14 protein-coding genes are annotated in these 18,665 nt (G+C 48.3%); 11 read left to right on the top strand and 3 right to left on the bottom strand.

Going from position 1 to position 18,665, the window contains the following annotated elements; genetic code table 11:
- Nucleotides 1-59: 59 nt before the first annotated feature.
- On the top strand, nucleotides 60-3,038 hold the full coding sequence (locus tag HHL16_RS00860) for a TonB-dependent receptor (RefSeq protein WP_169423254.1): 2,979 nt from the start codon (nucleotides 60-62) through the stop codon (nucleotides 3,036-3,038).
- A 34-nt stretch (nucleotides 3,039-3,072) separates the two neighbouring features.
- Nucleotides 3,073-3,819 (top strand): DUF2490 domain-containing protein, encoded by a 747-nt coding sequence (locus HHL16_RS00855; RefSeq protein ID WP_169423253.1) that lies wholly within the window; start codon nucleotides 3,073-3,075, stop codon nucleotides 3,817-3,819.
- Between the two features lies 1 nt (nucleotide 3,820).
- Here the strand turns inward: HHL16_RS00855 and metX are convergent, their stop codons facing one another.
- Nucleotides 3,821-4,831: a homoserine O-acetyltransferase gene (metX, locus tag HHL16_RS00850; RefSeq protein WP_169423252.1), complete on the bottom strand. Its 1,011-nt coding sequence runs from the start codon at nucleotides 4,829-4,831 to the stop codon at nucleotides 3,821-3,823.
- Nucleotides 4,832-4,898: 67 nt separating this feature from the next.
- On the opposite strand from metX, the gene HHL16_RS00845 reads away from it, so the two are divergent.
- From HHL16_RS00845 to HHL16_RS00835, 3 genes are all read left to right on the top strand, one after another.
- Complete coding sequence (locus tag HHL16_RS00845; protein WP_169423251.1) at nucleotides 4,899-5,330, top strand: OsmC family protein; 432 nt, start codon at nucleotides 4,899-4,901, stop codon at nucleotides 5,328-5,330.
- A gap of 7 nt (nucleotides 5,331-5,337) precedes the next feature.
- Nucleotides 5,338-6,504 carry an aminotransferase class I/II-fold pyridoxal phosphate-dependent enzyme gene (locus HHL16_RS00840; RefSeq protein ID WP_169423250.1) on the top strand — a complete coding sequence of 389 codons (1,167 nt, stop codon included), beginning with the start codon at nucleotides 5,338-5,340 and terminating at the stop codon, nucleotides 6,502-6,504.
- Nucleotides 6,505-6,637: 133 nt separating this feature from the next.
- Nucleotides 6,638-7,435 (top strand): CHAD domain-containing protein, encoded by a 798-nt coding sequence (locus tag HHL16_RS00835; protein WP_169423249.1) that lies wholly within the window; start codon nucleotides 6,638-6,640, stop codon nucleotides 7,433-7,435.
- 6 nt (nucleotides 7,436-7,441) lie between these two features.
- Here HHL16_RS00835 and murF read toward each other — a convergent pair whose 3' ends face one another.
- Nucleotides 7,442-8,716 carry a UDP-N-acetylmuramoyl-tripeptide--D-alanyl-D-alanine ligase gene (murF, locus tag HHL16_RS00830; RefSeq protein ID WP_169423248.1) on the bottom strand — a complete coding sequence of 425 codons (1,275 nt, stop codon included), beginning with the start codon at nucleotides 8,714-8,716 and terminating at the stop codon, nucleotides 7,442-7,444.
- Nucleotides 8,717-8,796: 80 nt separating this feature from the next.
- Nucleotides 8,797-10,347: an SUMF1/EgtB/PvdO family nonheme iron enzyme gene (locus HHL16_RS00825; protein WP_169423247.1), complete on the bottom strand. Its 1,551-nt coding sequence runs from the start codon at nucleotides 10,345-10,347 to the stop codon at nucleotides 8,797-8,799.
- Between the two features lie 132 nt (nucleotides 10,348-10,479).
- Between HHL16_RS00825 and porU the strand changes: the two genes are divergently transcribed.
- From porU to HHL16_RS00795, 6 genes are all read left to right on the top strand, one after another.
- The gene (porU, locus tag HHL16_RS00820; protein ID WP_169423246.1) at nucleotides 10,480-13,905 is read left to right on the top strand and encodes a type IX secretion system sortase PorU; all 3,426 of its coding nucleotides are present in this window, start codon (nucleotides 10,480-10,482) and stop codon (nucleotides 13,903-13,905) included.
- A gap of 235 nt (nucleotides 13,906-14,140) precedes the next feature.
- On the top strand, nucleotides 14,141-15,331 hold the full coding sequence (gene porV, locus HHL16_RS00815) for a type IX secretion system outer membrane channel protein PorV (RefSeq protein WP_169423245.1): 1,191 nt from the start codon (nucleotides 14,141-14,143) through the stop codon (nucleotides 15,329-15,331).
- Between the two features lie 72 nt (nucleotides 15,332-15,403).
- A complete protein-coding gene (gene ispF / locus HHL16_RS00810; protein WP_169423244.1) occupies nucleotides 15,404-15,880 on the top strand; it encodes a 2-C-methyl-D-erythritol 2,4-cyclodiphosphate synthase in 477 nt (158 codons plus the stop codon).
- 11 nt (nucleotides 15,881-15,891) lie between these two features.
- Complete coding sequence (dut, locus tag HHL16_RS00805; protein WP_206022206.1) at nucleotides 15,892-16,335, top strand: dUTP diphosphatase; 444 nt, start codon at nucleotides 15,892-15,894, stop codon at nucleotides 16,333-16,335.
- 16 nt (nucleotides 16,336-16,351) lie between these two features.
- Nucleotides 16,352-17,176 (top strand): DUF4292 domain-containing protein, encoded by an 825-nt coding sequence (locus HHL16_RS00800; RefSeq protein WP_169423243.1) that lies wholly within the window; start codon nucleotides 16,352-16,354, stop codon nucleotides 17,174-17,176.
- A gap of 31 nt (nucleotides 17,177-17,207) precedes the next feature.
- Nucleotides 17,208-18,608: a peptidoglycan DD-metalloendopeptidase family protein gene (locus tag HHL16_RS00795; protein WP_169423242.1), complete on the top strand. Its 1,401-nt coding sequence runs from the start codon at nucleotides 17,208-17,210 to the stop codon at nucleotides 18,606-18,608.
- Nucleotides 18,609-18,665 lie beyond the last annotated feature (57 nt).

Genomic DNA, 18,665 nt, shown 5'->3' with positions numbered 1-18,665 from the left:
AACAGTAGACTAAAATCATAAACCAGATTAAAACAACCCACAATCAAATGCCAACTTTTATGAGAAAGGAAATTGTACCTCAACAGTACTGGATCTTATCACACCAAAACAAGCGAGCGGCAAACGGACGCTATAGCCGATGGTGGCTGTATGCTTTGCTGGTGCTCAGTTTCAGCCATTTTATTCCTGATACGTCAACGGCTCAGGAAGCAACCCTGATAGAGATTTCCGGACTGGTAATCGATCAGGAAAAGAAAGAACCGATTTCCGATGTGAGCATTCAGATAAAAGGATCGGTAACAGGTACCATCACCAACAGCACAGGTGCTTTTGTGCTTCGTACCAAACAGAAGCTTCCTTTCACGCTCGTGATCACTTCTGTTGGTTTTCAACCACAGGAGCTGCAGGTGACCAGCCTCGCCAGCAAATTGCAGATAGCGCTGGTTACTCAAACAGTGCTGGGTAACGAAGTGGTGGTAACAGCTTCCCGCGTAGCGGAGAATATCCTCAAGTCTCCGGTTGCGATCGAGAAGCTCGATATCCGCGCTATCCGCGAAACACCTGCCCCAAGTTTTTATGATGCGTTGGAGAACGTGAAAGGAGTTCAGATGACGACATCCAGCCTCACTTTCAAAGTACCCAATACGCGTGGATTCAATATCCCCAACAACTTCCGTTTCATGCAACTGGTAGATGGTGTGGATATGCAGGCTGCCACGCTCGGTGTGCCGCTCGGTAATGCCATCGGTCCAACCGAGCTCGATATCGCCAGTGTGGAAATCACGCCGGGTGCGGCTTCTGCGCTGTATGGCATGAACGCCATCAATGGTATGGCCAACCTAATTACGAAGAGTCCGTTTACCTATCAGGGCCTGAGCGTTTATCATAAAACAGGAGTGAACCACGTAGATGGAAAAGACAGAGATGTTAGTCTGTTGACCGAATCTGCCATCCGCTACGCACATGCCTTCCACAACAAATGGGCATTCAAGATCAATGCGAGCTACCTGCGGGGAACCGATTGGGTGAGCAGTACTGCCACTGATCAGAACCCCAACAATCTGAATACCGCCAATCCGAATTTCAAAGAACTGAATGGTGCTAACAACAATCCTGCTTACGATGCATGGAACAGATATGGCGATGAGAACAACAACGCCGTAACTATTCAGGGTGTGAACTACAATGGAGCAAACCGCACTTTCATTCTCCGCAGAACAGGTTACTGGGAAAAAGATCTCGTGAAGCCGACAGTAGATAACCTCAAGTTCGATGCAGCACTGCATTACCGCCTCAGCGAAAACGCTGAACTGAGCTACAGTTACCGGTTTGGTAAGATGGATGGCGTGTTCCAGCGCGGAAACAAAATTCAGCTCGACAATGTGATTGTACAAAACCACAAACTCGAACTGAAAGGACATAACTACTTCGTAAGAACATATGTCTCTCTGGAAAATACCGGCGATTCCTACAACCTGAAACCCTTGGCAGATAACCTTCAACTGACACAATCGTCCAATACCGTTTGGGGCAACAATTTCAAAACTGCTTTGCAGAATGCACTTGCCACCAACGATCTGCCAACAGCAATGCGCATAGCCAGAGTAGCTGCCGATGCCGGAAGAGCAGAGCCCGGTACAAAAGCTTTTGATGATCTGAAGAAAACAATCATCAGTATCAATAACTGGGATCACGTGAATGGCGGCGTAGCAGGTGCACCAGCTACAGGCGGAGCATGGCTGAAACAGCAGAGCCGAGTGTATCATGCGGATGCACAGTGGGATCTCAGCAACAAGATTAAGATCTTCAACCTGCTGGTTGGTGGTGATGCAAGGATCTATGAAGTGATTCCAGATGGTAACAACTTCGTTGATTTCTCCCGTCCGTTGGCAGAACGCAACCAGCCTTTGAAACCAGGATCTGATGATTTCGGCAAGAACGTTTACTATAAAAAATTCGGAGCTTTTGCACAGGTGACCAAAACTTTCTTCAATGAAAAACTGAAAGTATTTGCTTCACTTCGTTTCGATCACAATCCTGAGTTCGATCCCAAATTCAATCCCCGCATAGCTTTGCTGTACACGCTGGCGGAGAAACATAATTTTCGTGTGAGCTTCCAGAACGGATTCCGTTACCCTGCTTTGTTCGAGGCCCTGAGCTTCGTGAACAACGGGAACGTGCGCCGTGTTGGTGGACTCAGCTATATCAATGAAGGACTGGGTTATCTCGAAAACTCCTACACACTCGCTTCTGTAAATGCATTCAACGCGGCATACAACAAAGACCGCGATCCTGCTCTTCCTCCCAAAACAGTTGACAATGCTGCTGCGCTGAAGAACCGTGCGTTACTCGATGTAACTGCGCTTTCGCCCACCAGACCTGAACGCATCAATTCATTTGAAGCTGGTTACAAAAGTGTACTGTTCGGCAATAAACTGATTCTGGATATCGATGCCTATCTGAACGAGTACGACGGATTTTTAGGACAGGTGGAAGTGGCAGTGCCCAACAGCGGCAAAGTAGGTTCCGATCAGGCTGTGATCGATATGGTGGCAGATAACAGATCGAAGCAAACCCGCTACCGTGTGTACACCAATGCGAAGAACAAGTATCGAAACTATGGATCATCCCTCGGCGCTACCTGGATCTTCTACAAGAAATTCACGGTTGGCGGCAATGTGAACTTCAACGATATCGTGTCTAACAAATCGAGCGATGTGTTCATCACTGGTTTCAATACTCCGAAATGGATCACCAATGTATCGTTCGGCAACAGGGAAGTAGTGAAGAACCTTGGCTTCAACATCGTGTGGAAATGGCAGGATGATTTCCTCTGGGAGAGCCCGCTTGCAAACGGTAAAGTGGCTGCATACAGCACCATCGATGCACAGGTTAGTGTAAAACTTCCAAAGCTGAATACAACCATCAAAGGCGGTGGCGCAAATCTGCTGAATCACCGATACATTCAATATGCAGCCGGACCAACAATCGGAGCCATCTACTATGTGGCGATTACTGTTGACGGATTGCTGAAGTAAATTATTTTCGCAATCCTAATACAAACCAAGTCGTATGCGAAAATTTTTTACTGTGGCACTGCTGACGAACTGCCTGATATCCCCGGCATTCTCGCAGAGCAAGCAAACAACTTCTGAAGAGCAGGTCTGGTTGGGCTATTTCAACCAGACCCGCCTTTCGGATAAATGGGGATTCTGGGCCGAAGCCCAGATCAGAACGAAAGAGAATTTCTTTTCCAATTTCTCCACAGGGCTCGGGCGCGTTGGCCTCACGTATTATCTGAACGATAATGCGAAGCTTACTGTTGGATATGCCTATGTGAATCATTTCCCTGCAGACAATCACAAAAATGTTTCGCAGCCTGAACACCGCCCCTGGCAACAGTTTCAGTGGCATACGAAATATGGAAAACTGAGATCGATGCAGTGGGTAAGATTGGAAGAACGTTATCGCCGCAAGATCCTGAACGATGATGAGCTGGCCGATGGCTATGCCTTCAACTTCAGGGCGCGATACAATTTTCTGTTACAGGGTCCTATCGGATCAAAGCCATTCGAACCAGGAACTTTTTCGTGGATCCTGAACGATGAAGTGCATATCAACTTTGGAAAAGAGATCGTGTACAATTACTTTGATCAGAACCGCTTCTTTGCAGGATTCTCTTATCATGTGAACAAGCACGATCAATTGCAGGTGGGTTACATGAACCAGTTTCAGCAGCTGCCTGCCGGAAACAAATATCGCACCCTGCATGTAGCCAGGGTGTTCTATTTCCACAATCTGGATCTGAGAAAGAAGTAGCTTATTTTTTTAGCCATCTGCCCAATTCTTCCGAAATCATTTTTCCTTCCACCATGAAACCATCATGGCCGTAAGCGGAATCGATTTCAATCAGGGAAGCGTTGGGCAGTTGTCTTTGTATGAAGCGCTGTTCTTCCACCGGGCAGAGGATATCGCTGCTGATGCCTACGATGAGGGTGCGTTGCTGAATGTTTTGCAGTACAGCTTCTACATCGCCATTGCGGCCGCGGCCGAGATGATGGCTGTCCATGCTTTTGGTGAGCGTCCAGTAAGTGAAGGCATTGAATCTTTTTACCAGTTTTTCGCCCTGGTAATGGATGTATGAAGAAGCGCGGTAGTTGTCGAGTTTGGAGTGATCGGGGTCGGTCTGATGTTTCACCATAATGCCGTAGTTGCGGTAGGTGAGCATGCCCACGGCACGCGCGGCTTTGAGTCCGGCTGCACCGGCATCGGGGCGTTGTTCTTTCCAGGTGGCATCGGTTTCGATGGCGAGGCGTTGCGTAGTGTGAACGGCGATTCCCCAGGCACTTTCGGTAGGAGAGGTGGCCAGTAGAAAAAGCTGATGGATCACAGAAGGTTCCATCACGCTCCATTCCAGACACTGGTATCCGCCCATGCTGCCGCCCATGAGCAGCCAGATCTGATCTATACCGAGATGTTTGCGGAGCAGGATATGCGCCTGCACCATATCGCGGATAGTGATCAGCGGAAAGTTGTGATAGTATGGCTGTCCCGTGTGGGGATCGGTACTCAGCGGGCCTGTGCTGCCGTAACAGCTGCCCAGAATATTAGCACAAATGATAAAGTATTCCTGCGGATTGATCACATCACCTTCGCCGATTACGCCCTTCCACCAGTCGGCTGCATCGGAATTGGCAGTAAGGGCATGGCATACCCAAACCACTTTGCTGTTGGGTTTGAGGGTTCCATAAGTATGGTATGCAATAGTGATTTCCGGTAATATTTCTCCGGATTCGAGCTGAAACGGCTGTTTGATGTGAAAAGTCTGCATTCGGTCAATACTGATTCAGGGTGCAAAGTAAATGCCTGCATGAATTACATTTGCAAAAATCTTTACCATGATAAAAATTGAATTGGAACGGGTAAAAGGCGATTACGGCTTTGAAGCAAAAGACGCATACGGCCATACCGTTCAGATAGATAACAGCACGGAGGGCGGCGGATCGGATTTTGGAGCAAGGCCCATGCAATTGCTGCTCATGGGGTTAGGAGGATGCAGCGCCATCGATATCGTATCCATTCTCAAGAAACAGCGCCAGAATATCGAAGGATTTTCCATGAAGATCGAAGGCGAGCGCGAGCCCGGTAAAGAGCCTTCCCTCTGGAAGAATGTGACAATTGTTTTTGAACTGAAAGGAGAGATCGACCCGCAGAAAGCGTACAGAGCGGCCGAACTATCCATTGACAAATATTGTTCTGTTGCAGAAACACTGCGCCGTGCAGGCGGTTCACTTAGCTGGACGGTGCGCGTGAACGATCAAAATATCTAACATTATTATGCAGCAACATCCCATAACTAAGGCCATCCGTATCCAGACAGAACGTACCAACGAAATGGAACATAGCACGCCGATGTTCCTCACCAGCAGTTTTTGTTTCGACGATGCGGAAGAAATGCGCGCCACCTTTGCTGATGAAACCGATTTCAATATCTACAGCCGTTTCAGCAATCCCAACGTAAAAGAATTTGTAGATAAAGTTTGTGCACTCGAAGGAGCCGAAGCAGGTTATGCAACGGCATCGGGCATGAGCGCCATCTTCGCTTCTTTCATGGCATTGATGAAGCAGGGCGATCACCTGCTGGTTTGCAACGCGATCTTCGGAAGCACGCATACGGTGATCACTAAATTCCTGCCGAAGTTTGGCATCGAGTATACGTACTTCGAAGCAGACAAACCGGAAACATGGGAAGCGCTGGTTCGTCCGAATACAAAGATGATCTTTGTGGAAACACCTACCAATCCCGGTCTCGATCTGGTGGATATGGAAGCAGCTTCTGCACTCGCGAAGAAACACAACCTTATATTCAATGTAGACAACTGTTTTGCTACGCCTATCGGTCAGCGTCCGATTGAATTCGGTGCCGATCTGGTAGTGCATTCAGCCACGAAGTGGATGGATGGACAGGGCCGCGTACTGGGTGGCGTGATCGTAGGAAAGAAAGAGCTGATCAAAGACATCTATCTTTTCTGCCGCAGTACCGGACCGTCATTGTCTCCATTCAATGCATGGGTGCTCAGCAAGAGTCTCGAAACACTGGATGTTCGCATGGAGCGTCATGGAAAGAATGCGTTGTTCCTGGCGGAGCAGCTGGAAAAACATCCTGCCATTGCTTCGCTGAAATATCCCTGGCTGCCCAGCCATCCGCAACATGCTATCGCCAAAAAGCAGATGACCAATGGCGGAGGAATTGTTTGTTTTGAGCTGAAAGGTGGACTGGAAGCGGGCCGTAGCTTCCTCGACAAATTGCAGATGCTGTCGCTCACCGCAAATCTGGGAGATAGCAGAAGCATTGCTTCGCATCCTGCAAGCACTACGCATGCAAAGCTCACGGAAGAAGAACGTGCAGCAGTGAATATAACGCCGGGGCTTATCCGAATTTCTGTAGGACTGGAGAAGGCGGAAGATATTCTCGCTGATATTTTGCAGGCACTGGAGAACTAGATGTTACCGACCGCAGCCCAACTGCGGAAAGAAATATACAATTTGAATGAAGCGACCGGATGGGAATCATCTGGTCGCTTTTTTTGCTTAACTTCCGGTACTGCCAAAAACGGCAACGCGAAAAAATCACACCATGAAAAAGCAGCTCGCAAAAGTGGTGAACAACTACGGTCGCACCATTCAGCACCTTTGCCGGGAGATACCCGGTGAGTTCAAGGCTGATATGATTCACGACCTTCGTGTTGCGTACAAGAAGCTCAGGGCATTCATCCGGTTATTGCAGGTAGCGGACCGCAAATTGCAACTGCCCGACGATCTCAAGCTCATCTACCGCAGCTGCGGCACTGTTCGCGATCTGCAACTCGTGCTCGAAAAACTGGAGCCGCAGGAAGATTCCTTTCCGAAGTTCATCAAAAGTCTGCACCATGATTTATTTCTTGCCAAAGAGTTGCTGGTGCTGAATATTGAAGATGTTTCCGTAAGCAGCTCCATCAAAGAGCTGAGAGAAAAATTGCCGTCGAAAATTGATGAAGATACTGTGCGACAGTTTGTGCAGCAGAAGATCGCCTCCATCAAAATATTGCTGCTGGCATTGGAGCATGAAGAAGAACTGCATGGTATCCGCAAAGCCCTGAAAGATCTGATCTATGTAAAAAAGATACTGAAAGAGGAGCTGCCAATCAATTATCCTTTCAATGAATGGAAAAGCGATCAAAAATTACTTGATCTGACTACCTTACTCGGCGATCTCAACGACAAATACATTGCGCTTTCCTACTTCGATGAAGACAGCATACAACATATGCCGGATGAGGAACAGTTGCAATTGAAGCAGCTTCAACAACACTGGACAGAAGAAAAAGACCAGTTGCAACTTAAAGCAATGACGCAGGTGAAAACGCTTCAGCGATATTTAAAGCAAACCAACTGATTGGCATCAAAGCACCTGCTCCATCTTCATGCTGCGCGATCCTTTCACCAGAATATGGGTGTGTTCAAATTGTTGTGCAGTGAGCCATTCCTTAGCTGCGGCTGCATTTTCGAGATCCACGAACGGATGCTGCAGTTTTCTGAAATCTTCGCCTACCAGCACCACAGCTTTCCATGGATACTGACTAATGAGGTCAACGATCTGCTGATGCTCCTGCAATGATTCCGGACCGAGTTCCATCATTCCTCCCAACATCAGTACTTTGTCTTTGCCACTCAGCGATGCAAAGTTTTCGATCGCTGCGCGCATGCTGCTTGGATTGGCATTGTAGGCATCCAGAATGATCTGATTGCTACCTGCCGTGATCAGCTGAGAGCGGCTGTTGGAGGGTGTGTAATTTTCGATGGCCGATTGAATGGCTTCATTGGTTACACCGAAATGCTGGCCAACAGTAACTGCTACCAGAATATTGGGAAGATTGTAAGCGCCTACCAGTTTCGAATGTATGCTGAAAGGCTTGCCACTGCTGATGTTTACAGAGAGGAAGGGTTCGCTTTGAGCTACCTGTCCGGTTACAGTTGCGTCACTTGTTCCGTAAGTGATCATGTTGCTAATGCCCTTGCTCATTTGCTGCAGGTAATCGTAATCCCACATTACGAAGGCAGTGCCATTGGTGGCGCGGAGATAATCATAGAGTTCGCCTTTTCCTTTGCGAACACCTTCAATGCCACCGAAGCCTTCGAGGTGCGCTTTTCCTGCATTGGTGATGATGCCGTGGGTGGGCAGGGTGTAGGTGCAGTAATCGGCGATCTCAAGCTGGTGATTTGCGCCCATTTCGATTACGGCCATTTCTGCATCGGGCTTTACGCGAAGAATGGTAAGCGGAATGCCGATATGATTGTTCAGGTTGCCCTGGGTTGTATATGTTTTGTATTTCGCGGCGAGCACGGTGCTTACCAGTTCCTTGGTAGTGGTTTTTCCGTTGCTGCCGGTAATAGCAATAAATGGTATGTTGAATTGCTGACGATGGTGTTTGGCCAGTTGCTGCAGGGTATGCAACACATTGTCCACTACAAGAATCCGCTCATTGGGAACAGCCGGCGCTTCATCAACAATCGAATAAGCGGCTCCTGCATCGAGCGCCGCCTGAGCAAAAGTATTGCCGTTGAAGTTGGGCCCTTTCAGTGCGAAGTAGAGATCGCCGGCTTTGAGCGCACGGGTATCTGTTTGTACCGAAGGGTATTGCTGATAGATGGAATATAATTGAGGGATGCTTGTCATAGTCTGCAATGATGAGGGCAAATGTATGGAAATAAAAAAGCCGTCTTATTCAGACGGCTCTTTTATTATCTTAAATGAACTTATCTTTTTCTGGTGTTCTGTCTGCGGCTTGGGTAATCGATACCGGTTTTGCGGCCGTTACCTTCAGGGCTGCCTACGCGGTCCATAGCGCAACGGAAACCAACTGTGCTGCTTGCCTGATTCTCTTCCATGAAACGGCGGCTGCCGGGAGAGAGCCAGTAAGCGCGGTCGTTCCAGCTTCCACCTTTGATTACGCGTGAGCTGTCGGACACGAGAGTAGTTACACCGTAACCGTATTTAACACCGAGCAGCAGTGAGTCGCCATCGAGGTAGTTGATCACGTTTGCTTTCTGGTAATTGCGGCGGCTTTTGCTTTCGTCGTCTGTAGCATACACGCGTTTTACGCGGCCCAGACTGTCTTTCTCGTATTCACCGTCTTTATTCTTGAAATCGTTCTGGAAGTAGTTACCACGGAATGGAGCTACATCGTCCACATCGGTACCGTTCATTGGGCGATACACATCACCTACCCATTCGTTAACGTTACCAGACATATTATACAGACCGAAAGAGTTGGGATAGAAAGAAGTTACCGGTGCAGTGTACACAGCACGGTCGTTAAGACCACCTGCAACACCCATGTTATCACCATTTCCTCTTTTGAAGTTGGCGAGGAAAGTTCCCTGCCATGCGCCGCGGCGTGTGTCGCGAAGACCATTCACGTTCTGGCTCCAGGAATAAACCTGTTTGTTGGTGATGAGCTCCTCACCGCGTTTTCCTTCTTTGCGGCTGGGGCTTGGGTTCTGACCCACGAGGCCGAGGGCGGCATATTCCCATTCAGCTTCTGTTGGGAGGCGGTAGTTCGGAAGCAGAATACCATCTTCAAATGTTACGGTAGTTCTTGGTGTGCCGTTTGGATTTTTCAGTGGGTTCTTTTTAGAACGAACACTGTTTCCGGGAGTTGGTGTAGTGAGGCCCACCAGGTAAGATTTGGTGTTGAAGCTTTCACTGCCTTGTCCCTGAATATTTTTAAGAGATGTTTTATTGATGAAGCCTTTGGCTACCAGCGCCAGCTCATTCACACGGTCTGAGCGCCAGAGACAGAAGTCATGTGCTTGTCTCCAGGTTACACCTACTACAGGATAGTAGTTGTATGCAGGGTGACGGAAATAATATTCAACCATTGGTTCATTATAAGCCAGCTCACTGCGCCATACCAGTGTATCGGGAAGGGCACCCTGACGAACAGCCAGGTACTCATCTGCATCAAACGTATTATTGAGCCAGTAGAGGTACTCGCGGTAGTGGATATTGGCCACCTCTGTACGGTCGATATAGAATGAGTTAACGGTTTTACGTGCAGGCACGTTGTTCCAGTCGCTCATTACATCTTCCTCGGTAGCTCCCATCATGAAGGTACCACCCTGAACAAACACGAGACCAGGACCGGTGCGTTGCTCTTTCTCGCGGGATACCTGATAACCGCCCATGTTCTTGTCGTTGTAGTTCCAGCCGGTTACATCGGATTTTCCCGATTTCTTTGCATCGTTCTTACAAGCAGTAAGAGCAGCTGCGCAGGATGCCAGGATGAATAGGTTTTTCAAGTTCATTTTAGATAGCTTTATGCCTTTTGGTTCAATTAAGTTAAACGCTGCGGAAGCCCAAAAATTGTACGGTTTCCGGATAAAATATTGAAATTTTATTATTGCGAATATAGGCACTTTCCAATTATTTTTGATCAGATGTGCCGGCGTATTACCTTTTCCCTGAGCGTATTAGTGTTGCTGCTCCAATGGAGTGCTCTCCATGGTCAGCGTACCTATGCACCCCATTCGGTGCTGGCTTCGGGCAATTGGTTCAAAATTGCTGTAAATGCCCCAGGCGTTTACAAGCTGGATATCCCCTTTCTGCAAACACTGGGCCTGAATGTAAACGGCCTGCCGGTTTCTTCTTTCCGCATCTATGGAAACGGAGGCGGAATGCTCTCCGAAAACCCGGCATCTCCCCGAACAGATGATCTTGCCGAAGTGGCCGTCTGGGCCGAGGATGGTGGCGACGGACAGCTCAATGGCAACGATTACCTGCTTTTCTGGTCCGAAGGGCCTCATCACTGGACTGCCGATGCCTCCTCCCGAACCTTCTCACAGGTAAAGAATCTGTACAGCGATCAGGCATTCTATTATATTACGGTAGGAGGAACAGGCCTCAGAATTCAGTCGCAGCCTGCATCTCCGGCTCCAAATACAAGTATCCGCTTTTTCAATGAACGATATAGGTACGAGCTCGATTCCGTTAATGTGCTCAGCAGTGGTAAAGACTGGTATGGAATCGATTTTGCAGACGTGGGCGGCAAGTCGCTGAAGCGGAACTTCTCCTTCCAGCTCCCCGGCATCACGGCCGCTCCGGCCACGCTCAGGGCCAGATGCATTTCAAGATCTTTCGGCAATGTCAGCCGTTTTGGCTTCACTGTTAACGGCAATGCCGTTTTTTCGATTAACATGCCTGCCGTGCCTACCGGTACTTACGATCTCTTTGCCCAGAGCGTTGGGGGAGAAGGCAGTTTCAGTCCGGCTCAGGAAAACTTCAGTCTCAGCATCGATTACACTCCCGGAAGCGCCAATGCACAGGGATGGCTCGACTGGTTCGAATTCCACGGAACGGCCGCTCTGAAAATGCAGGGGAGAAATCAACTGCTTTTTCGCGACTGGAGTTCCGTTGGTCCGGGCAATACCGGCGAATTCCTCATCGATCAGGCAGATGCTTCAACAAACGTATGGGATGTAACCAATGCCGCACAACCATTGCGCATGATCACCAGCGTTAGTGGAGAGGTCTGCCGGTTCACCAACGGATCTCAGCAGCTGAAAGAATATGTGGCATTCGTTCCTACGCGCGCGATGGCTCCCATTGCTGCAGGAAGAGTGGCCAATCAGGATCTGCACGCGGGCGACCCTGTGAACATGCTCATCGTTACTGCTCCGACGTTGCAGGCGCAGGCAAAAAGGCTGGCCGACTGGCATCAGCAAAAAGATGGCATCAGCAGCCGCATCATTACAACCGATCAGCTCTACAACGAATTCTCTTCCGGTATTCCCGACCCCGTTGCGCTGCGCGACATGGTAAAAATGTATTACGACAAATCTTCCGGCGATGCCCTGAAACGCCCGCAGTACCTGCTTTTGATGGGCGCTGCCAGTTTCGATTACAAAAACCGCATCAGCAATAACACCAACCTGGTACCGGCATGGGAGAGCAAGATTTCACTGGAGCCGCTGGCCACTTACACCTCCGATGATTTCTTTGGATTTCTGGATGATGGAGATGATATCGCTTCGCCCGGAACTCATCTGCTCGATATCGGCATCGGCCGCATTCCCGCTTCCAATGAACAGGAAGCTATGCAGATCGTAGACAAAATATTCGCATATGCCTCTCCAAAATCGTTCGGCCCCTGGCGCAATGAACTCAGTTTTGTAGCAGATGATGAAGATGGCAACCTGCACCTGCAGGATGCAGAATCGATCACTCAAACTGCCGCCACCGCCTCCCCGCTTTTCAACATCGGCAAGATCTATCTCGATGCCTATCCGCAGGAGAGCAGCGCCTCCGGTGCGCGCTATCCCGCCGTTAATCAGGCCATCAGCAGCAGAATGCTCAGTGGTAACCTCATCTGGAATTACACGGGGCATGGCAGTTACCGGCGGCTGGCAGATGAAGTAGTGCTCGATCAGGATATCGTGAACAGTTTCAACAATCCCGATAAGCTTCCGCTTTTCATCACTGGTACCTGCGATTTCGGTCCATTCGATAATCCGCTGGTGAGCTCACTCGGTGAGAACCTGTTGCTTCGCTCCAAAACAGGCGCCATTGCATTGATGACCACCACCAGACTGGTGCAGAGTTTCAGCAATCGCATCATGAATGAAAACTACCTGAGTACAGCCCTGCGGAAACAGCCGGATGGCAACTATCTCCGGTTAGGCGAGGCAGTTAAAATTGCAAAGAATCAGGTGTACACATCGAGCAGTGATGTGATCAATAACCGGAAGTTCACGCTGTTGGGCGATCCCGCCATGCGGCTCGCTTTCCCGGCATTCAATATCATCACTACCCAGATCAATGGCAAAGCAATAGCAACCGTTCCGGATACACTCAAAGCGCTCAACGAATACACGGTGAGCGGACAGGTTACCGACAAAGCCGGCAATCTGCTGAGCGATTATAACGGAACCGTATATCCGATAATATTCGACAAACCCCAAACACAGCAGACAAAAGGCAATGATCCCGGTAGTCCGGTTACCAGCTTCTCCAATCAGCAGAACATGCTGTTCAAAGGCAAAGCGCAGGTAACCAATGGCCTGTTCAGTTTCAAATTTGTGGTACCCCGCGATATCAATTACCAGTATGGAAATGGCAAGATGAGTTACTACGCAGAGAACGGCATAACAGATGCCGGCGGTGCATTCAGGGACTTCATTGTTGGAGGATCGGGAACGGGCAGTGGCGATAAGGATGGCCCATCCATCAGAGCATGGCTCAACGACGAAAAGTTTGTGAGCGGAGGAATCAGCAATGCAAAACCGGTATTGCTGGCAAAACTGGCCGATTCTTCGGGCATCAATATCATGGGCACGGGCATCGGACACGATCTGGTAGCCATTATTGACAATGATCAAAAACAGACTTTCGTACTCAATCAGTTTTATGAGGCGGAATCGGACAATTACAAACGGGGTATCGTAAAATTCCAGCTACCGCCGATGGAGCCGGGATCTCATACGCTAACGCTCAGGGCATGGGACGCAGTGAATAACTCAAATGAGGCCAGGCTTGAGTTTCGGGTGGTGAACGATGCAGATCTGGTGCTGGAGCATGTGCTCAATTACCCGAATCCGTTCACTACGAATACGCAGTTCTGGTTCAGCCATAACCATCCGGGTGAAGAATTATCGGTTACTGTTCAGGTATATACCGTATCGGGCAAGCTGGTAAAAACACTAAAACGTACAATATTTTCAACCGGAAACCGTTCGAGTGAAGTGAATTGGGACGGGCGCGATGAGTACGGAAGTAAGATAGGCAGGGGAGTGTACATTTACAGTCTCAGGGTTAAAACACCTGACGGGAAATCAGCTTACAAGTTAGAAAAATTGTATATATTGTAAAATGTATTGATTTTTACTTTCCTGAAAATCGTGTATTTTCGCCCCGTCTTTCCTTGATATTAAAGCATACCTTATTTGAGAAAACATCTACTCCGACAACCGTTTTAATTTACTGCATCAGCAATAGCTTCTAACCAAAGCTATAGAAGATCCCGATTCCTGAAAAGTATCAACTGCAAAACAGCATTGTTGAAGGCAGTATTAACAAAAGACCTTTAAAACAGATTATTACGTTATGAAACGACAGACTTTCAAACTGGCTGCTTTACTATCTATTACTGCAGGCTTCGGTTCTCTTGCTGCGCATGCGCAGGACGACCAGTATAAAAGGCCTAACCCGGTAACAACCTCTGTTCCATTTCTGCGTATCTCTCCAGACGCGAGAGCAGGAGCGATGGGAGAGTTGGGAATGGCCACTACACCAGATGCAAACTCAGCATTCTGGAACCTCGCAAAAACTCCATTTTCAAAACATGATTACGGTGTTGGTATCACCTACACTCCATGGTTGAAAGATCTTGGATTGAACGATGTATACCTGCTGGCTGCTTCCGGCTTCATTAAGCTGGACGAAAACCAGGCACTGTCAGGATCGGTTCGTTACTTCAGCTTAGGTAATATTCAGTACACCAACTTCAGTGGTACTGAACTCGGCGAAGGACGTCCGCGCGAATACGGAATCGACGTTGGTTACAGCCGCAAACTGAGCGATAAAATGGGTCTCGGTATCGCCCTTCGATATATCAACTCCAACCTCGCAGCAGGCCAGGAAGTTGACGGAACCACTTATAAAACCGGCCGTGCAGTTGCTGGTGATCTGAGCTTCTTCTACACCGGTACTAACGATGTAGGTCAGGGCTGGAACTTCGGTGCAGCATTAACCAACCTCGGTACCAAGATCGGTTACACCAACGACGCCAAACAAAAAGATTATATCCCTGCCAACCTCAGCTTTGGTACAACTTTTACCAATGTGTTCGATGAGAACAACAAGATCATGGTAGGTCTGGATATCCATAAACTGCTGGTGCCTACTCCTCCGGAGCCATCAAAAAATCCCAATGATGATTTGAGACTCAGCGAAGATTCAGCTGCAGTTGCCAAGTATCGCGACAAGAGCGTTGTAGGCAGCTGGTTCAGTTCTTTCGGAGATGCACCCGGCGGATTCAGCGAAGAACTGAAAGAATTCCAGTTCTCTCTTGGAGCTGAGTACAGCTACAACGATCAGTTCTTTGTTCGCGCAGGTTATTTCTATGAGAACAAAGACAAAGGCAACCGTAAATATTTCACCATGGGTCTCGGTCTCAAATACAATGTATTCGGACTGAACTTCGCTTACCTCGTTCCTTCGGGAAGCGGTGTAAACAGAAACCCACTGAGCAATACCCTGCGATTCGGACTGGTGTTCGATATCGATAAAGAGTAAGCAAGAAAAATAAAATATATTTGAAGCGTTCCGGATTGCCGGAGCGCTTTTTTTATTCATAAATGTTACAGCATGTTCAGGATTGGATTCGGAATTGATTTTCATCAGATGGTAGAAGGAAGAGATCTGTGGATCGGCGGGGTGAAAATTCCCCATCACAAAGGAGCATTGGGGCATAGCGATGCCGATGTTTTACTGCATGCTATCTGTGATGCCTTGCTGGGCGCGCTGGCGCTGGGCGATATCGGGATGCATTTCCCCAACAATGATGCTGCATACAAGAATATCGACAGCAAAATATTGCTGGCCCGTTGTTTTGAGCTGATCAGTGAGAAAGGTTACAAAGTGGTGAATGTAGACGCATCCATTTGTCTCGAAGCACCGAAGATAAAACCATACAGTCCGCAGATGCGCGAAGTGATTGCAGGCATACTGCAACTTACCACCGATGATGTGTCTGTTAAAGCCACTACCACCGAAACCATGGGATTTGTAGGAAGAGAAGAAGGATTGGTGGCATATGCGAATGTGCTATTGATGAAACCATAGTATATTTGCGCATGTCATCTATCAACGTAAAGATCATTAATCAATCATCCAATCCCCTCCCCGAATACGGAACTCCGGGTGCAGCAGGAATGGACCTCCGAGCCAATCTCGAATCACCGGTTGTATTGCAACCAATGGAACGCACGCTGATACCAACTGGTTTGTTCATCGAACTGCCCGATGGATACGAAGCGCAGGTTCGCCCGAGAAGCGGCCTCGCCATCAAGCAAGGCATCACCTGCCTCAATACGCCTGGTACCATCGATGCCGATTACAGAGGAGAGATCAAAGTGATCCTGATCAACCTGAGCCAGGAGCCGCAGACCATTCAGCATGCAGACCGCATTGCTCAGATGATAGTATCGCCGGTTCAGAAAGTGCAATGGGAATCAGCAGTAACTATTTCTTCCACCCAACGCCAGGACGGAGGTTTCGGCCACACCGGCAAATCATAATTAACACAGCCCTCTGATGAAATATTTTTGCTGGTTATTGGTTCCTGTAGTGCTCGCAGCATCACTTGGCAGTTGCAGATCTACCAAGAGCATCTCCAACGCTATCACTAAAAAGGATACGGCTCAGGTAGTGAAAGTGCCCGTGGCTGATGGAAAATCAGACACCATCCACTTTATTCACGAAGTATATCAGGCCATCGAAAGAAACCGTATCGATTTCAATACGCTTTCTGCCAAAATAAAAGTGGACTTCTCCCCTGAAGACGGAAAGAAAAGAGACTTCACCGCAGCCATCCGCATGAAAAAGGATTCTGCCATCTGGGTGAGCATCACAGCCCTTCTCGGAATCGAAGCTTTCCGCATTCTCGTAACGCCCGACAGTGTGAAAGTGCTGAATAAACTCGATAAGGTAGTACAGCTCCGCTCTGTGAATTACCTGAAAGAATTAGCCAAAGTTCCCTTCACGTTCAAAGAATTGCAGGCATTGCTGATCGGCAATCCCGTATTTCTCGACAGCAATATTGTATCTTACAGAAAAGACGAGAAAAGCATTTCACTGCTCAGTGCATCAGATATCTTTAAACACCTGCTCACTGTTTCAACCGACGATTACCGGTTGCTGCACAGCAAACTCGATGATGCCGATGTGCTGCGCGCCCGTACCTGCAATATCACCTACGGTGGATATGAGAACAAAAATGCGATCCTTTTCCCTACTGTGAGAGGCATTGCCATATCCGAGAAAACCAAGGTTGACATCAACATGCAATTCAAACAGGTGGACTTTAATGTAGATTTAACCTTTCCTTTTAATATTCCACGTAATTATAAGCGTCAATAATTCGTTACCACATTAATTAAATCCGATCGATATGCAAAGAATCCTGGTTGCCTTTTTATTGGTATTCCTGTGTGCCGCCGGAGCAAACGCGCAGCAGGGCAGTGATGATCTGAAAAAGAAACAGGCTGAAATTCAGCATGAAATTGAAGACCTGCGAAAGTCACTCAACGATACCAAGAAAAATAAGAAGGCGAGTCTGGGACAACTTGCAATGATCAAAAAGAAGCTGGCGCTTCGTGAGCAGGCCATCGGCAATATCAATGCACAGATCAATCAGATCCAGAGCAATATTTCTCAGAACTACAATGAGATCGCCCGCCTGAACAAAGAGCTCGATACCCTGAAAGAACAATACAAGAAGAGCATCGTATACGCTTACAAGAACCGCAGCAACTACGAGTTCCTCAATTTCATCTTCTCGGCTCCCAGTTTCAACGAAGCATTGAAACGAATCGAATACCTCAAGTCTTATCGCCAGTACCGCGAGCAGCAGGCTGCTACTATCAAGAACACCCAGACGCTGCTGAACGAAAAGAACGAAGGACTGAAAGTTTCCCGCAAGCAGAAAGACGAAGTGCTGAAATCTGCAGAGAAGGAAAAAACAGTGCTGGCAGATGAACGCAAAGAAAAAGACGAATTCCTCGGAAAGATAAAAGAGCGTGAACGCGAAATCTCCAAAGAACTGGAGTTGAAAGCCCGTGCAGATATCAAGCTGAAAGCCGCCATCCGTGCTGCAATCGAAAAAGAACTGAAAGCAGCCCGCGAGAAAGCGCTGGCCGAAGAACGTGCAAGAGCCAAAGCCGCTGCCGAAGAGCGTGAGCGCGAAAGAAAGAAAGAAGAAGCAAGGCTCGCAGAAGCTAAAAGAGTGGCAGCCGAAAAAGCCGCCAATAATCAGCCGGTTACAACTCCTCCTCCTGCAAAAGAGACCCACACAGCTGCTCCACCGCCTCCTAAAAAACAGCCGGAACCTACTAAGAGTGTGCTTGAAGCTACACCGGAAGGACTGGCCATTTCAGGAAACTTTGCCAATGCCAAAGGAAAATTGCCATGGCCTGTTGAGAGAGGGGAAGTGAAACTGCACTTTGGTCCATACAGAATTGAAGGGCTCGGATCAGGTCCGGGAGTAGTGGGCAATAATCCAGGCATCACCATCGAAACCACTGTTGGCGCTACTGTGAAGTCTGTATTCGAAGGCGAAGTAACCTCTGTATTCGATATTGAAGGTAACTGGGCAGTGATCATTAAACACGGTAAATATTTCTCCGTATACAGCAACCTGGCTTCCACTTCTGTAAGTAAAGGGCAGAAAGTGAGCACTGGTCAGGCTCTTGGAAAAGCATCCACCAATGATGATGGCAATGGAGAAGTAGAGTTCATCATCACACTCGAAAACACCAACCAGAATCCCGAAAGCTGGATCAGAAGAAAATAATCGTTCAAACGTAACAAATAAAAAGAGGCAGTCTCCATGAGGCTGCCTCTTTTCGTT

The organism is Pseudoflavitalea sp. G-6-1-2 (assembly GCF_012927185.1).
Taxonomy (GTDB): domain Bacteria; phylum Bacteroidota; class Bacteroidia; order Chitinophagales; family Chitinophagaceae; genus Pseudobacter.
This window is presented reverse-complemented; position numbering and strand designations above follow the sequence as displayed.

Bases quoted from the DNA above. Each gene is read 5' to 3' on its own strand.
- porU (WP_169423246.1), top strand. From the start codon at position 10,480: ATGTGCCGGCGTATTACCTTTTCCCTGAGCGTATTAGTGTTGCTGCTC.
- ispF (WP_169423244.1), top strand. From the start codon at position 15,404: ATGTTCAGGATTGGATTCGGAATTGATTTTCATCAGATGGTAGAAGGA.
- HHL16_RS00840 (WP_169423250.1), top strand. From the start codon at position 5,338: ATGCAGCAACATCCCATAACTAAGGCCATCCGTATCCAGACAGAACGT.
- HHL16_RS00825 (WP_169423247.1), bottom strand. From the start codon at position 10,347: ATGAACTTGAAAAACCTATTCATCCTGGCATCCTGCGCAGCTGCTCTT.
- HHL16_RS00845 (WP_169423251.1), top strand. From the start codon at position 4,899: ATGATAAAAATTGAATTGGAACGGGTAAAAGGCGATTACGGCTTTGAA.
- porV (WP_169423245.1), top strand. From the start codon at position 14,141: ATGAAACGACAGACTTTCAAACTGGCTGCTTTACTATCTATTACTGCA.
- dut (WP_206022206.1), top strand. From the start codon at position 15,892: ATGTCATCTATCAACGTAAAGATCATTAATCAATCATCCAATCCCCTC.
- HHL16_RS00855 (WP_169423253.1), top strand. From the start codon at position 3,073: ATGCGAAAATTTTTTACTGTGGCACTGCTGACGAACTGCCTGATATCC.
- HHL16_RS00860 (WP_169423254.1), top strand. From the start codon at position 60: ATGAGAAAGGAAATTGTACCTCAACAGTACTGGATCTTATCACACCAA.
- metX (WP_169423252.1), bottom strand. From the start codon at position 4,831: ATGCAGACTTTTCACATCAAACAGCCGTTTCAGCTCGAATCCGGAGAA.
- HHL16_RS00835 (WP_169423249.1), top strand. From the start codon at position 6,638: ATGAAAAAGCAGCTCGCAAAAGTGGTGAACAACTACGGTCGCACCATT.
- HHL16_RS00795 (WP_169423242.1), top strand. From the start codon at position 17,208: ATGCAAAGAATCCTGGTTGCCTTTTTATTGGTATTCCTGTGTGCCGCC.
- HHL16_RS00800 (WP_169423243.1), top strand. From the start codon at position 16,352: ATGAAATATTTTTGCTGGTTATTGGTTCCTGTAGTGCTCGCAGCATCA.
- murF (WP_169423248.1), bottom strand. From the start codon at position 8,716: ATGACAAGCATCCCTCAATTATATTCCATCTATCAGCAATACCCTTCG.